17 protein-coding genes are annotated in these 14,592 nt (G+C 52.1%); 8 read left to right on the top strand and 9 right to left on the bottom strand.

The window, feature by feature from the left end:
* Positions 1-23: 23 nt before the first annotated feature.
* The 4 genes from dgcA to adhP all read right to left on the bottom strand — a co-directional run bounded on the left by dgcA (position 24) and on the right by adhP (position 4,535).
* Entirely contained in the window at positions 24-989 is a 966-nt protein-coding gene (gene dgcA / locus AC3RPL_RS19615; RefSeq protein WP_490741240.1) for an N-acetyl-D-Glu racemase DgcA, read from the bottom strand.
* A gap of 2 nt (positions 990-991) precedes the next feature.
* Entirely contained in the window at positions 992-1,999 is a 1,008-nt protein-coding gene (gene dgcN, locus AC3RPL_RS19620) for an N-acetyltransferase DgcN (protein WP_261653574.1), read from the bottom strand.
* 130 nt (positions 2,000-2,129) lie between these two features.
* Positions 2,130-3,140 (bottom strand): alpha/beta fold hydrolase, encoded by a 1,011-nt coding sequence (locus AC3RPL_RS19625; RefSeq protein WP_490741241.1) that lies wholly within the window; start codon positions 3,138-3,140, stop codon positions 2,130-2,132.
* A 381-nt stretch (positions 3,141-3,521) separates the two neighbouring features.
* Positions 3,522-4,535, bottom strand: coding sequence for an alcohol dehydrogenase AdhP (gene adhP, locus AC3RPL_RS19630; protein WP_490741242.1), 1,014 nt, complete (start codon positions 4,533-4,535; stop codon positions 3,522-3,524).
* Between the two features lie 324 nt (positions 4,536-4,859).
* Here adhP and AC3RPL_RS19635 point away from each other — a divergent pair, with 324 nt between their 5' ends.
* The 4 genes from AC3RPL_RS19635 to AC3RPL_RS19650 are packed head-to-tail and all read left to right on the top strand — an operon-like array spanning position 4,860 to position 9,087.
* The gene (locus AC3RPL_RS19635) at positions 4,860-6,464 is read left to right on the top strand and encodes an MFS transporter (RefSeq protein WP_490741243.1); all 1,605 of its coding nucleotides are present in this window, start codon (positions 4,860-4,862) and stop codon (positions 6,462-6,464) included.
* Positions 6,465-6,486: 22 nt separating this feature from the next.
* Positions 6,487-7,626: a beta-galactosidase BglB gene (gene bglB / locus AC3RPL_RS19640; protein ID WP_034934708.1), complete on the top strand. Its 1,140-nt coding sequence runs from the start codon at positions 6,487-6,489 to the stop codon at positions 7,624-7,626.
* 13 nt (positions 7,627-7,639) lie between these two features.
* On the top strand, positions 7,640-8,401 hold the full coding sequence (gene kduD, locus AC3RPL_RS19645; protein ID WP_490741244.1) for a 2-dehydro-3-deoxy-D-gluconate 5-dehydrogenase KduD: 762 nt from the start codon (positions 7,640-7,642) through the stop codon (positions 8,399-8,401).
* A gap of 44 nt (positions 8,402-8,445) precedes the next feature.
* Positions 8,446-9,087, top strand: coding sequence for an RpiB/LacA/LacB family sugar-phosphate isomerase (locus AC3RPL_RS19650; protein WP_490741245.1), 642 nt, complete (start codon positions 8,446-8,448; stop codon positions 9,085-9,087).
* 81 nt (positions 9,088-9,168) lie between these two features.
* Here the strand turns inward: AC3RPL_RS19650 and AC3RPL_RS19655 are convergent, their stop codons facing one another.
* A complete protein-coding gene (locus AC3RPL_RS19655; protein WP_490741246.1) occupies positions 9,169-9,441 on the bottom strand; it encodes a YdgH/BhsA/McbA family protein in 273 nt (90 codons plus the stop codon).
* A 277-nt stretch (positions 9,442-9,718) separates the two neighbouring features.
* On the opposite strand from AC3RPL_RS19655, the gene AC3RPL_RS19660 reads away from it, so the two are divergent.
* From AC3RPL_RS19660 to AC3RPL_RS19670, 3 genes are all read left to right on the top strand, one after another.
* Positions 9,719-10,171 (top strand): SgcJ/EcaC family oxidoreductase, encoded by a 453-nt coding sequence (locus tag AC3RPL_RS19660; RefSeq protein ID WP_490741247.1) that lies wholly within the window; start codon positions 9,719-9,721, stop codon positions 10,169-10,171.
* 263 nt (positions 10,172-10,434) lie between these two features.
* Positions 10,435-10,782, top strand: coding sequence for a hypothetical protein (locus AC3RPL_RS19665; RefSeq protein WP_490741248.1), 348 nt, complete (start codon positions 10,435-10,437; stop codon positions 10,780-10,782).
* Between the two features lie 109 nt (positions 10,783-10,891).
* Entirely contained in the window at positions 10,892-11,431 is a 540-nt protein-coding gene (locus tag AC3RPL_RS19670; RefSeq protein WP_490741249.1) for a GNAT family N-acetyltransferase, read from the top strand.
* A 36-nt stretch (positions 11,432-11,467) separates the two neighbouring features.
* On the opposite strand, the gene AC3RPL_RS19675 is transcribed toward AC3RPL_RS19670, so the two are convergent.
* The 4 genes from AC3RPL_RS19675 to mntP form a co-directional block, all read right to left on the bottom strand.
* Positions 11,468-11,728 (bottom strand): hypothetical protein, encoded by a 261-nt coding sequence (locus AC3RPL_RS19675; RefSeq protein WP_490742100.1) that lies wholly within the window; start codon positions 11,726-11,728, stop codon positions 11,468-11,470.
* A gap of 523 nt (positions 11,729-12,251) precedes the next feature.
* Complete coding sequence (locus AC3RPL_RS19680; protein ID WP_490741250.1) at positions 12,252-12,722, bottom strand: VirK family protein; 471 nt, start codon at positions 12,720-12,722, stop codon at positions 12,252-12,254.
* Positions 12,723-13,077: 355 nt separating this feature from the next.
* A complete protein-coding gene (locus AC3RPL_RS19685) occupies positions 13,078-13,155 on the bottom strand; it encodes a hypothetical protein (RefSeq protein WP_490499193.1) in 78 nt (25 codons plus the stop codon).
* Positions 13,156-13,304: 149 nt separating this feature from the next.
* Entirely contained in the window at positions 13,305-13,874 is a 570-nt protein-coding gene (gene mntP, locus AC3RPL_RS19690) for a manganese efflux pump MntP (RefSeq protein ID WP_490741251.1), read from the bottom strand.
* A 399-nt stretch (positions 13,875-14,273) separates the two neighbouring features.
* On the opposite strand from mntP, the gene AC3RPL_RS19695 reads away from it, so the two are divergent.
* Positions 14,274-14,516, top strand: coding sequence for a DUF1158 family protein (locus tag AC3RPL_RS19695; protein WP_490741252.1), 243 nt, complete (start codon positions 14,274-14,276; stop codon positions 14,514-14,516).
* Positions 14,517-14,592 lie beyond the last annotated feature (76 nt).

A 14,592-nucleotide genomic window follows, 5' to 3' on the forward strand; every position in this document is an offset into this window, starting at 1 on the left:
GCTGGCTCCGGTTGCAGGCTGCGTCACAGCCAGATACGTCCCTGGTGATAAGAGAGATAAGGCGAACTGTCTGCCGCCAGCCAGATTGGGCCGTCAAGATCGACGTGCTCCGCCGCCACCGCCACCGGCAGCGCCGCTTCCATGGCCAGCGACGAGCCGAGCATACAGCCCACCATCAGCCGCAGCTGATGCTGCCGGGCAACCTGCACCATCGCCAGCGCTTCGCTCAGACCGCCGCATTTATCCAGCTTGATGTTGATCATTTCGTAACGATTGCGCAGGCCCGCGATATCGCCCAGGTGGTGACAGCTTTCATCCGCGCAGACCGGGATCAGATGGTCAAAACGCTGCAAATCCGCGTCATTTCCGGCAGGCAGGGGTTGCTCAATCATCGCTATGCTGTACTGCGTCAGCGCAGTGAACAGGCTGCTGAGATCCAGACCGCTCCAGGATTCGTTGGCATCAATAATCAGCGTGGCCTGCGGGGCTACCGCGCGAATGGCCGCCACCTTCTCCAGAATCAGTTCGCGGTTCAGCTTGATTTTCAGCAACACCGCCCCGCGAGAAACCGCGTCGGCTGCCGCCGTCGCCATCTGTTCGACGCCGTCCAGGCTGAGGGTTTCCGCCGTGATGACCGTTTGCGGCGGCACGGTATCCAGATGCTGCCACAGGGTCTGTTTGTTCAGCGCCGCCTGCAGACGCCACAGCGCACAGTCCAGCGCATTTCGTGCAGAACCAGGCAGTAACCGGCTCTGCAATGCCTCCCGCGACAGGCCATTTTCAACGTCTTCCTGCACGGCGGCCAGTTGCGCGGTAACGCTGTCAGCGCTTTCGTGGTAATGCGCGGTCGGCGTACATTCGCCGCGCCCGATAAATCCCTGCTGCTCCAGCGTCACCCGCACCACGGTGACTGCGGTACGGGTGCCCCGGGCAATGGCAAAGGGCCGCGCCAGCGGTAGCTCCACCACTTCAACCTGCATACGGCGCATAATCAGCCCTGCTCCTTCAGCAGGGCGGCAATGTCAGCGATACCAAAACGCACCGGGTCGGTCGCCGGTACGCCAAACTCATCGCTCACCTGCTGACAATAGTCACGGGCCTGCTGTTCGCTGAAGTCGGAGGTATTGATGGCAAAACCCGCCAGCCGGACGTTCTCGCTGGTGACTCTGGCGGCTTGCAGGTTGGCCTGTACGCAGTCCGCAAGGCTGACCATCGGCTGGTGGGGCAGATGGCGCATATGCGGGCGATGCATTTCGTGACACATCACCAGCCAGTGCGGCTGCGCGCCGTGGATTAGCCCCATGCTGACACCCGCATAGGAGGGGTGAAACAAAGAACCCTGTCCTTCAACGATATCCCAGTGGTCGTCATCGTTGGCCGGGGAGAGCGCTTCCGCCGCACCGGCAATAAAATCAGCGATCACCGCATCAATGGCGATCCCTTCACCTGCCACCAGAATGCCGGTCTGTCCGGTCGCCCGGAAATCGGCCTTCAGGCCTGCCTCGCGCATCGCTGATTCCAGTGCCAGGGAGGTGTACATTTTGCCCACCGAGCAGTCGGTGCCTACGGTCAGCACGCGCTTGCCGCTGCGTTTTTTACCGCTGCCGACGTCCAGTTTTGGCCGCATGTGGCGGATATCAAACAGTTCAACCTGATGCGTTTTCGCCAGCGCCACCAGCTCCGGATTATCCACCAGCCGATAGTGCAGGCCGCTGGCGACGTTCATACCTGCGCTGATAGCAGCACGCACCGTCTCCAGCCAGTGCTCTGGCAGAAAACCGCCGGCATTGGCGGTGCCCAGCACCAGCGTTCTGGCTCCGGCCGTGATGGCGTCGGCAATCGTCATATCACTCAGGCCCAGTGAGACCGAGCAGCCGGGCAGGCGAATCTGCCCAACACATTGTTCAGGCCGCCAGACCTGAATGCCGCGCGCCGTTTTCGCCGCCAGCGGGTCAGTCACATCGCCAAGAAATAACAGATAGGGTTGAGGGATAAGCATAGCCAGAGTCTCTTGTCAGGTTGCAGGGTTGCCTGAGAAGACTATTTCATCAATGCCGGGGGCGGGATAATGCTTGTTTATTGCCAGGCTATAGCCTGAGGTTATAGCCCGGCAAACACCGGGCACCTCGCTATTTTTTGATATCGCTTAACAGCGTCCGATTGAAACCTGCCGGATCTTCCATCTGCGGCGCGTGTCCCATCCCCTGCAATTCAATCAGCCTGGCGTGAGGGATCAGGGCCGCCACCTGCCTGCCCAGCACATCATAATGGCCGATGTTTGCCCTGACCTGCGGCGGCGCGATATCGCTACCTATTGCCGTGGTGTCAGCAGTACCAATAATTAATGTGGTCGGCACGGTGAGGTCTTTGAATTCGTAATACACCGGCTGGGTGAAAATCATGTCGTAGATTAAAGCGGAGTTCCAGGCCACGGCCTGATGCCCAGGCCCGTTGTTCAGTCCCGCCAGCATGGTGACCCAGCGGTCATATTCCGGCTTCCACTTGCCTACGTAATAGGTATTCAGCTCATACTTTTTAATGCTGGCCGCCGAGGTTTTCAGTTCACGTTGATACCACTGATCGACGCTGCGCCACGGCCCCCCCTTCGCCTTCCAGTCCTCCAGACCAATCGGATTCACCAGCACCAGCTTCTGCACCTGCTGCGGATACATCAACGCATAACGAGTGGCCAGCATGCCGCCGGTTGAATGTCCCACCAGAATGATGTCACTGAGATGCAGACTGTCGAGCAGTTGCCAGGTATTCGCCGCCAGCTGCTGAAAACTGTACTGATAGCGCATCGGTTTGGTTGAGGTGCAAAAGCCGATCTGATCCGGCGCGATAACCCGGTATCCGGCGTGATTTAATGCCGTGATGGTGTCCTGCCAGGTGATACCGCAAAAATTTTTGCCGTGCAGCAATACCACCGTCCGGCCATTCGCTTCTCCCTGCGGCTGGCTGTCGATATAGCCCATCACCAGCGCCTGTCCCTGGGACGTAAAGCTGAATCTCTGCACCGGCAAGGTAAAATCAAAGCCCTGTAATTCAGCGCCAAACTGCGGCGTGGTCGGCTCGGCTGCCGCTGCGTTGAACATTAACAGGGCCGCAGGTAACAGACCGTGAAAAATTTTTAACACCATAATCATCCTCAGCAGGGTCATCACATCCGGCCAGAAACCACGCCAGACAGGTTATAAACATAGAGGATATTTTTTGCGGGGCGGGATGATAAAACGAGCGGATGAACAAAAAGGGCGGGGGAAGTGGCGATTTTTACTTTCAGATATACATTTATGCTGTCAACGCCATTAATCAAGGGAAGGTCGATGTTAAACAATACCGGTTGGTTGCTCTCATTGTTGTGGCTCACTGTCTGTAATTGTCTGGAGCCTGAAGCGCCTGAGCGTTCCAGTTTTTTTATGAACGCCTGACAGGCTGCGGCTCTGCCAGGTCACGAACAGAAAAGGGGGCGATATAGCACTCGCCCCCTTTTTATCTATCGCTTGCTCCCAGGTCCGGGGCTACTTCATGGCGAAGTCGATAACCATACGTCCTTTAATTTTGCCTTCCAGCATCTCGTCGAAAATGGTGTTAATGTCCTCAACCGGCCTTCTGGTCACGGTCGGCACCACTTTGCCCTCGGCGGCGAACTGGAACGCTTCTGCCAGATCTTCCCGAGTGCCAACCAGCGAACCCACCACCTGAATACCATCCAGCACCAGGCGTGGAATATTCAGGCTCATGGATTCTGGCGGCAGACCCACCGCAACCACCCTGCCCCCGGCGCGCATCGCATCCACCGCAGAGTTAAATGCCGATTTGGCTACCGCAGTGACCACCGCAGCGTGAGCGCCACCGGTTTTCTCCTGAATGACCTTCGCCGCATCTTCCTTCGCCGGGTTAATCAGCAGGTCCGCACCCATATCGCGGGCAAACTGTAACTGGGCGTCGTTGACATCTATCGCAATTACTTTGGCATTAAACACATTCTTCGCATACTGCAATGCCAGATTGCCCAGACCACCCAGGCCATAAATGGCAATCCATTTGCCCGGCTGAATGCCGGAAACTTTTACCGCTTTGTAGGTTGTCACCCCTGCGCAGGTAACACTGCTGGCCGCGGCTGAATCCAGACCATCCGGCACCTTCACCGCATAATCCGCCACCACGATGCACTCTTCGGCCATGCCACCATCTACGGTGAAACCGGCATTCTTAACATCACGACACAGTGTTTCATTGCCGGTGGTGCAATATTCACAATGACCGCATCCCTCATAGAACCAGGCAACGCTGGCAAGATCGCCCACCTTAAGCGACGTCACCCCCGGGCCCACTTCTTTCACCACACCGATACCTTCATGTCCCAGCACCACGCCGGTGCGGTCGCCAAAGTCGCCATTTTTTACATGCAAATCAGTGTGGCAAACGCCACAACAATCCATTTTCAGCAACGCCTCGCCGTGTGCAAGGGCGCGCAGCTTTTTGTCCACGACGTCAACAGAGTGATCTTGATTTACCACGGCAGCTTTCATCTTCCATTCCTCTTTTGAGTGTTATAAGCACGTCTACTATAAGATGATTTTGCTAAGGAATTTTGATTCAGAACAGGATAAAAAATTCTCGACAACAGATTATAGCAACTGGAGATCGGTAAAATTGCAGGGATGCAAATTCAATAAAAATGAAACGATATTTTATTAAATTAGTGAAGCTGTCCGGTATTTTCTTCCTTCTACCGCCATTGCCCCTTCACTGTTGGCAGAATCGCAAAGGTTTTCCTCCCTTCATCCTTCTACTTTACCCACTTCCCCCGACATCTCGCCGGGCGTGTATATAGGCTAATCAGGATGAATACTATGACGACACGTAAACCTGGAATGCTCAACTATCTGGCTTATGGATCGGGAGATTTTCTCGGCGCCGGAACGATGGCATTAACTTCAGCCTGGCTGTTGTATTTTTACACCACCTTTTGTGGTTTAAGTCCCATCCAGGCAACCTCCATCTTTGCGATGGCCCGTATTGTAGATGGCGTGGTCAGCCCGCTGATGGGCTATCTGACCGACCATTTCGGTGCAACCCGGCTCGGCAAACGCTTCGGCCGACGTAAGTTCTTTATTCTTATCGGTATTCCGTTGGTGTTCAGCTACAGTCTGATGTGGGTCGGCGATATGACCTATGTCTATTACCTGCTGACCTATCTGATCTTTGAAGTGGTCTACACCTCGATTCTGGTGCCTTATGAAACCCTGGTGCCGGAAATGACCGATGACTTTAAAGAGAAAACCAAATTTTCTGGCGCACGCATTGCGCTGGCGCAGCTTTCGGCTATCCTGGCCGCATTTTTACCAGGTATTCTGCTCAGCTATTTCGGCAAAGATAATCCTTTATCCTTCTTTTATTCCAGCCTGGTGTTCTCAATACTTTGTGCGCTGGTTCTGACCCTGGTCTATCTCTACACCTGGGAACGGCCGGCAGAGAAGAAATCCGCCGCCGCACTGGCCGATGAACAACAAAAACTGACGCTGGGTCAGAGCCTGCATCGTCTGAAGGTTGATCTGTTCTCCACGCTGCGCATCCGCATCTTCCGTCAGCATCTGGGGATGTCTCTTGGCGGCTATATCGCCCAGGACGTGTTTAACGCCGTGTTTACCTACTACGTGGTGTTTGTACTGATGCAGAGCGCCACCGTCGCCTCCAATCTGATGGGCACGATGGCGATTCTGCAATTTGTTGCCGTTATCGGCATGATCCCACTGTGCATTCGCTTCGGACCAGCCCCCTCTTACCGGATTGTCGTGGTGCTGTTTGGCCTCAGCGCTTTCTCCTATGGCGTACTTTACTACGCGGGAATGAGCGATGTGTTCTCACTGCTGCTGCTGATCTCGGCCGTAGCAGGTCTGGGACGTGGGGGCATCAACTATGTGCCCTGGAATATCTACACCTACATCTCTGATGTGGATGAAGTGATCACCGGCCAGCGCCGCGAAGGCATTTTTGCCGGGGTGATGACGCTGACGCGCAAAGCCTCTCAGGCGGGAGCCGTCATGCTGGTGGGCATTTTGATGCAGCTGTCGGGCTTTGTCACCGGCAGCAGTGAGCAAAACAGCACCGTCAGCCATACCATTCTGGCCATTCTTTGTGTGGGAACACTGCTGGTACTGCTGATGGGCTTCCTCATCTCTTTACGTTTCAAATTAAACCTGCAAACACACCAGATTCTGCGTAATGAAGCAGAAAAAATGCGGGTGGCAGGCGACATCGTTCCCAACGACATTACCCCCCTGGCACGCGCCACGCTGGAGATGCTTGCCGGTATGCCATACGAGTCACTGTGGGGAAACAACAATATTGGGTTTCTCAACCGCGACAAACCGGCAGCCAAAACGCTGTCCGCCAAAGCGGCTGAGGCAACAGTAAAAAATGCCAGCGACAACTTATCCCGTCCTGGCCAACTTTAGTAGATTCAGAGGATAGTGCATGATGGTGGTATATCCGGTAAAACACAGCCCGCTGCTGCGACAGCCAGAGCGGTTTATCGAAAGAGGGGAACTGCATCGGCTGATTAATAAGCTGGTGGATAACCTGGTCAATATTACCGATGAAACCGGCGAATTTCTGTTGCGTCTCGACGACGGCAGGGTGATCGATACCAAAGGCTGGGCTGGCTGGGAATGGACCCACGGCGTTGGCCTGTATGGTATCCACCAGTATTACCGGTTAACCGGCGACGATCGTCTGCGGCAGATTGTCGACGACTGGTTTAGTGACAGATTTGCCGAGGGCTCGACCACGCGGAACGTCAATACAGTTTGTCCCTTCCTGACGCTGGCGTATCGCTATGAAGAGACGCGCGATCCACGTTGGTTGCCTTACCTGGAAAGCTGGGCAGACTGGATTATGCACGCCATGCCGCGCACCGAACTGGCAGGCTTGCAGCACATCACCCTGGCTGAAGAGAATCACCAGCAGCTATGGGATGACACCCTGATGATGACCGTGCTGCCGCTGGCAAAAATTGGCAAGCTGTTGAATCGTCCAGAGTACATCGAAGAAGCAAAATATCAGTTTATGCTGCATACCCAGCATCTGATGGATAAAGAAACCGGGTTGTGGTTTCACGGCTGGACATTCGACGGTCACCATAACTTTGCCAACGCCCGCTGGGCGCGGGGTAACAGCTGGCTGACCATCGTTATTCCGGAATTCCTGGAGTTGCTGGACCTGCCGGAAAACGATGCCACGCGCCGCTTCCTGCAACAGGTGCTGGCCTGCCAGCTGGCTGCACTGGAGCAATGCCAGGATGACAGCGGCCTGTGGCATACGCTGCTTGACGATCCCCATTCCTATCTCGAAGCCTCAGCAACCGCTGGCTTTGCGTTCGGTATGCTGAAAGCGGCACGTCGCCACTATGCCGACCCGCGCTATGTCGCCGTAGCAGAGAAGGCACTGAAGGGGCTGATCGCACGCATCAATGACGATGGCGAACTGACTCAGGTCTCCTTCGGAACCGGCATGGGCAAAGATCTTGAATTCTACCGCCAGATACCGCTCACCTCGATGCCTTACGGCCAGGCGATGGCGATCCTTTGTCTGGTGGAGTATCTGCACGCCTATCTCTGAATAAGGAAACCGCATGATTCTTGATGATTTTTCTCTTCACGGAAAGGTGGCCATCGTCACCGGATGCAATACCGGCTTAGGGAAAAGCATGGCAACAGGTCTGGCACAGGCAGGCTGTGACATTGTGGCGATCAACCGCAGTGAGCCGGTGGAAACAGCGGTGGAAGTCAACGCGCTGGGACGTCGTTTTCTCAGCCTGAGGGCCGACCTGATGAGGCAGGATCAACTCTCCTCCCTGTTGGAACGTGCGGTAGACGAAATGGGGCGCATCGATATCCTGGTGAACAACGCTGGCATTATCCGTCGCGAAGACGCGGTGGATTTCAGTGAACAGGACTGGGACGATGTGATGAACGTCAACATCAAGACAATGTTTTTCTTATCACAACGGGTGGCACGCCAGTTTATCGCTCAGGGCAGCGGCGGCAAAATTATCAACATTGCCTCCATGCTCTCATTTCAGGGCGGCATCCGGGTTCCCTCCTATACTGCGTCAAAAAGCGCAGTGATGGGATTGACGCGCGAGCTGGCTAACGAATGGGCTAAATACCACATCAACGTTAACGCGCTGGCTCCGGGTTACTTCGCCACCAACAACACAGAAAAGCTGCGTAAAGATGAAACGCGCAGTGAGGAAATTTTGTCCCGAATTCCCGCCGGGCGCTGGGGACAGCCTGAAGATTTAGCCGCCCCGGTGGTGTTTCTCGCCTCCAGGGCTTCTGACTATATAAACGGCTATACCCTCGCGGTGGACGGCGGCTGGCTGGCGCGCTGACCCCCGGACCTTTTAACGACTCAATGCTTAATGCAGGAGAGAACATGAATATTGCACTGATGATGGAAAACAGCCAGGCAGCAAAAAATGCCACGGTGTTGGAACAGTTGCAGGCTGTAGCTAAAGATAACCACGATGCGGTATATAACGTCGGAATGAGCGATGAACAGGATCACCACCTGACGTATATCCATCTTGGCATTATGGCCAGCATTTTACTCAACGCTAAGGCGGTGGATTTTGTGGTGACGGGTTGTGGCACAGGCCAGGGTGCGCTGATGTCACTCAATATCCATCCTGGCGTGGTCTGTGGTTACTGTATCGAGCCGGCGGATGCTTTTCTTTTCGCCCAGATCAATAACGGCAATGCGCTTTCGCTGCCCTTTGCCAAAGGCTTTGGTTGGGGAGCCGAGCTGAATGTTCGCTATATCTTCGAAAAAGCCTTTACCGGCCGGAGGGGCGAAGGATATCCGGTCGATCGTAAAGAGCCGCAGGTTCGTAATGCCGGGCTGTTGAACCAGGTTAAAAGTGCGGTAATCAAAGATAACTATCTGGATACCTTGCGCGCCATCGATCCTGAACTGGTCAAAACGGCAGTGGGCGGCAAGCGCTTCCAGCAGTGTCTGTTCGAACAGGGTAAAGATGCAGAGATTGTTGCCTGGGTCAGACAGCTTATTCACGCCTGATTTAAATTTAATCAGCTGTGATAATATTCACAGCTGTTCAGTTGCCCCCTTCATTAATATTTTCCTGGTGAAGGGGGTATTTTAATCGCGATAAATTACGGCCGTTGCTCTGATAAAACTGGAGTCGCCCGGCGTATCAAAACTGGTAATACGATAGCGTTCGGCACCCGCATTTATTGCTTTTTCCCGGATGGCCTCCATCGCCTCATTTGGGCTGCCTCTGAAAGTGCTCAGACTGACCACACCCATCTTTGTTAAACCCTGAGCCTCATACTGATTGACTGAGACGGCAGCAAAAGCTGGCAGGGAAAGCGAGCACGCGACAAAACCTATAATCAAATTATTTTTCATCATGTTACCCTCAGCAATTAACCTGAAGGCATCCTACAAAAAACAAATAAGATAAATCTCTGCCACGAGTAAATTTAAGTATAATTACGTTTATATATCAGAAAAACTGAAGATTAAACCACATGCATTAATTTTATGAGATATAAAAAAATCAGAAAAAATAACAAATAAAAGACTTATTTTAAATAAAAAGAAATATTGAAAATTAAGAATATCTATTTAATTACCATTTAATATTCCGTGTTATCTTCTGGTCATTAATCACCAAGGAGATAACGCAATGAAAGCTGGAATTATTGGACTTATGGTTGCCGGAGTACTGACCTCTTCTGTTGCTTTTGCTCAGGAAAATACGCCGTGCGTTAAGATGACTGAGTCTGAAGTGGCTGCCATGTTTGACCGCTGGAACGGCTCTCTGAAAACCGGGGATGCAAAAACGGTATCAGAAAATTACCTGTCAGACGCCGTGTTGCTACCAACATTATCTGATAAGGTTCGCCTCACTGACGAAGAACGAATCGATTACTTCAAGAAATTCCTGGCTAAAAAACCCGTCGGGCACATTGACAGCCGAACGGTTCGCATCGGCTGCAACAAAGCCATCGATACCGGCACCTATACCTTCACCTTTGGAGACGGCAGCAAAGCCGCAGCACGTTATACCTTCACCTACAGCTGGAACGGCGAAAAGTGGTTAATCTCTACTCACCACTCTTCCGCAATGCCGGAATAAGATTTTTTCTCCACGTCCTGCGGGATGTGGAGAGTTTTTGCTCTGCTTCTGACTCATCCTGTCAAAACCGGTTAACCCCGGACTGTGCCAGCCAGCCATTGCCTGTTCCACCAGGCCTGAACGGTAAAAAATTGCTTCAATTGTTCGATCCTGCATGAAGTCGTGTTCTGATTCAGGCAAAATCCTGACCACGAGGTGCCTGGAGTGCTCGCCGTTACAGGCGCAAAATAAATTTTAATTTTTACCTTTGATAAGGAGCAGGTATGAAAAAAGTGGTGTTACTGCTCGCTGTTATAACAGCAATCGGTGCGGCCCATGCTGAAGGTGAAACTGACGATCCGGCACAGAGCTACATCGCTAACCTTTGTACTATCGTCATGCAGGAAAAATCCTCAGGCTCTGCCGACAGCTATATTGCCCGGTTAAAAACCCTCACCCCACCCGGTGACGCGGCGTCTCCCCAGCAGGAAGATACGGCATTCGATGAAGACGAGGCGAGAACCGTGGTCGCCGCGTGGATGAATCTGAATGAAGATCAAAAGAAAGTCGCACGTCAGAACCAACAAACCTGCCAGAATGCGACCTGGGACGAGTATCAGAGCCAGGATTAAGGGACTGTTTTACGGCGTCTGGCGGGCCTTAATAAGCGTAAACCCGCCACAAAATCTCCCGGGCCGTTGAAATAGCGATAGAAAATCAGACGACAGGGGAAAACAGGCATTGGCCGAACCTCTTTTGCTCACTTCAGCCAGGCTGTTCTGCACGCAGATTAAAGAAGACGACTGGGATTTTTACAGATATCTGCTGACCTCCGCTGAAGTGCAATTTTACGTGTCAGATATAGCTTCAGAGCAGGTTATCCGCGACAAATTCAGCGCGAAATTGCCGGTGTGGCAGCCACAGAGCGCACACTGGTTATCTCTTGTTGTGCGGGAAAAATCCAGCGGCAAAAGGCTCGGTATCACAGGCTATATCCATCGTGAGGCAGACTGCGCAGAACTGGGCTTTCTCTTCGCGCCCGATGCTCAGGATAAAGGTTTCGCGCAGGAGTCACTTAAAACAGTTTGTGATTATGCTTTTACCGCCGGGGGTATCACCCGGCTTAATGCCACGGTAACGGCAGGAAATATGCCATCCCGTAAACTCCTTGAAAAAATGGCCTTCAGGCTGCAAGAGCAGCGACAAAATGCCTTCTGGCTACGAAATTCATGGCACCACGAGTGGATATTTACTCTTCTGCGCGATGATCATTACGCCTGATAAATTTTTCAGACAGAGCAACAGCAAGCAGAGTCATTAATTATTATCTGAGTGAGATGCTCTCCACTCTTTAATCATCTCTTTAGTGACTTCATTTTTATAGCAGGTGGGTGAATATCCGCCTTCTTTACTCCATGCGCTGCGACGACCACAGGCACTGCCATTTCTGGCGTGGTTCCAGGGACATGCGCAGGTTCCGGGATATGCCGATACTGATTCATCAATAATGGCCTGTTTTACCTGTGCATCTGACATAGTGCCCCTGGCTGAAGCACTGCTACTGAAAAAAAGCGGCATCAACAGCGCTGACAACAGGCATAACCTTGCAGTCTTAAGCATGTAATTTTACTCCCCGAGGGTAATCCTGAGAAAATCGCATTTCTATATTAGTAATAAAATTAAAGGGATTTCAGAAGAAAAGCATAATATTGCGAAATATGAATAAGATGACGATTTTACAATTATTTTCGGGTTTTTAAGCGAGAGTTATAAAGAAGGCGGATACAACGGACAGCGTATTACCGCTATCAGTCCTTCTTTTAACTGCATTAATCGAAATTTTGTCAGCTGATATAAGCCAAATTATGGGCTGTCTTTAAGTGCTTCCGGCGAAATATAGCGCATGGAGCTAAATGGAGAGAGAGTGAGAGATTCACCCGGCGGCATCCGGCTACGACAGCCGAAAACCCACACCCCGATTATTTGCGCGGGTTTCCAGCCATAAGTTGATTGTCAGACGAAGCGTACAAAACGTCCTCTGCCCTGTCCCTGCCGGTAGTCCGGATGCTTCCACACCACGCCACACCGGCAGAGAGGACTGTCAGGACACGGTATAAAATTGTGCGTCGCTACCAATTTTGCAGTTCCAGGTGACCGGAGAAAAACCGCCAGGTTGTTGCGATGCGCCCGAAGAGGCCACAGATGAGTATCTTTTCGTTTCGATAAGCAGGTGGTTGTCCGGCATGATTTTGTAACGCGTGAACTCAACTTCTGGTGAGCCGCCCTTGTCACTCAGCCGCTGATGGTAGTCAGAAAAAATAATATATTTGTCGTCAGGGATCAGGAAGCTGTCGATCACCAGACCACCGATCATTTTGATACTGCGCGGCTTACCATCGCGTTGACCTTCACAGTGGTCAAATGTGGTGACCATTCTGACCGCTTTCCCCGTGCTCAGCGCGGATTTGATCGCCTGATAGTCACCAAGAGAGGTGGATGATGCAGCGTAAGCTGCCACCCCGTAGCTGCTGATACCCGCTAATACAGCGGAAAGTAATATCTTTCTGAACATTAAACACAGCCTCCAGTAAGAGAATAAAATTTCCAAAAAAACAGCGTGATAAAATTAACCTGAAAAACCGAAGGGAACAACCGCTTAAGACTCTGGCCCGGATGGTTAAACCGGCCACTGTGTTAGCAGCCATATCGTTGTGGACTGTCAGAATAAGCAGTTCAGGTTAGTAAGCTGTGATGTTCAGGACATGGCGGGAGGGGATGTTATTGGCTTTTAAATGGGATCAGTGGCTGGTGGCTGGTGGCTGGTGGCTGGTGGCTGGTGGCTGGTGGCTGGTGGCTGGTGGCTGGTGGCTGGATGGACTGGCCCGGTCATTCCCTGACCGTACTCACAGAGGGTATCTGCATCAATTTCAGTACATTGCACCGGGCGGAACGTGTCTGAAGGTTTCCACATAACAACGGGCAACATAGTTAAAAAATCGTTTCATCTCGTCTCCGATTCAAATTTTGTTGATTTATTACAGGAAAAATTATAACAACCGAATCTTTCCGCAGCAATAAAATTTGAACCAGATCACAAATTTCTTTAAAACAGCAAAAGCATCAGCAGGCAGATGATGACCTGCTCACTATTCTCTCAGCCCAGCAGGCCCAGATGTTCCACCAGAATACTGCCGCCAATACCAATCAATACCACGCCACCGAAAATCTCAGCCCACTTACCCATTACCGGACCAAGGAAACGGCCAAGCAAAATGCCGATGGATGCCATGATCATTGTCGATGCGCCAATTGCCAGCGCGGTGGTGACAATATTGACCTGCAAAAATGCCAGACCAACCCCGACAGCCATCGCGTCCAGACTGGTCGCCACCGCCGTCGCGGCAAGCAGCCAGAAACCATGTCGTTGTGGTGCTTGTTCTACTACCTCTTTTTTGCGGAACCCTTCCACAATCATTCGCGCACCCAGCACAAACAGCAGGGTAAATGCCACCCAGTGATCCCAGGCCATAACGTAGCGGCTGGCAGCCAGCCCTACAGCCCAACCAATCAGCGGCGTCAGGGCTTCTATCACACCAAAAATTAACCCGGTGCGCAGCGCTTCTTTCAGGCTCGGACGGTGCAGACTGGCACCCTTACCGATTGCCGCTGCGAAGGCGTCCATCGACATGCCAAACGCCAGAATGAGAGTTGCATACAAATTCATTGTGGTTATACCAACTTGATAGCTGAGTCTCCGCTCAGGCCTCAAAAGAACAAATCTCGCGGGAAAAATAAGCACGAGAAGCTGAATGAAGAACGCATCCTGCCATGAATTTTTTCAAAAAAAAAGACAATAAAATCATGTATTTGAGTATAGCCACGGCTATACTTTTTAACGAATGCTAAACACTCGGAGTAAATGAGAAAGAAAAAGCCTAAAAGAATTACCGCGTTAGCGTATTCGCCCCTGCGCAGTTCAGGGGCTTTTTTTGTCAAAAACAGTCCAAAATCACCTGAAAATTTTACCGAACGGAAAGAAGAGTCCTGCCAGTAAAAGTCAGCAGGATTGAACCAACCGGCAGATTACCGGACAATGCCCGTCACTGACCGGGATGGAATGCCAATGAAAAACCCTTTTCTGACTTTTTTAATGCCCATGAGCACCCTGATGCTGGGCTTTCTTTCCGCCTTACTGTTGCCGGCTCCCTGGTTTGGCCTGAGCCTGACGCATAAGCTGGTGGAAACCTTTCACCTGAGCGATGTGGGTCAGCTGTATACCTTAGTGTTCTGCCTGTGGTTTTTACTGCTGGGGGCGCTGGAATACGCGGTAATCCGATTGATTTATAATCGCTTTTTCAAAGTATGAAATGCGGGCGGATCACTTATCCGCCCCGGTATTCAGACCGCTAAAATCATCAAAAGCCCGTTAGCGAAAATCACCA

The sequence above is a fragment of the Erwinia papayae genome (assembly GCF_058241465.1).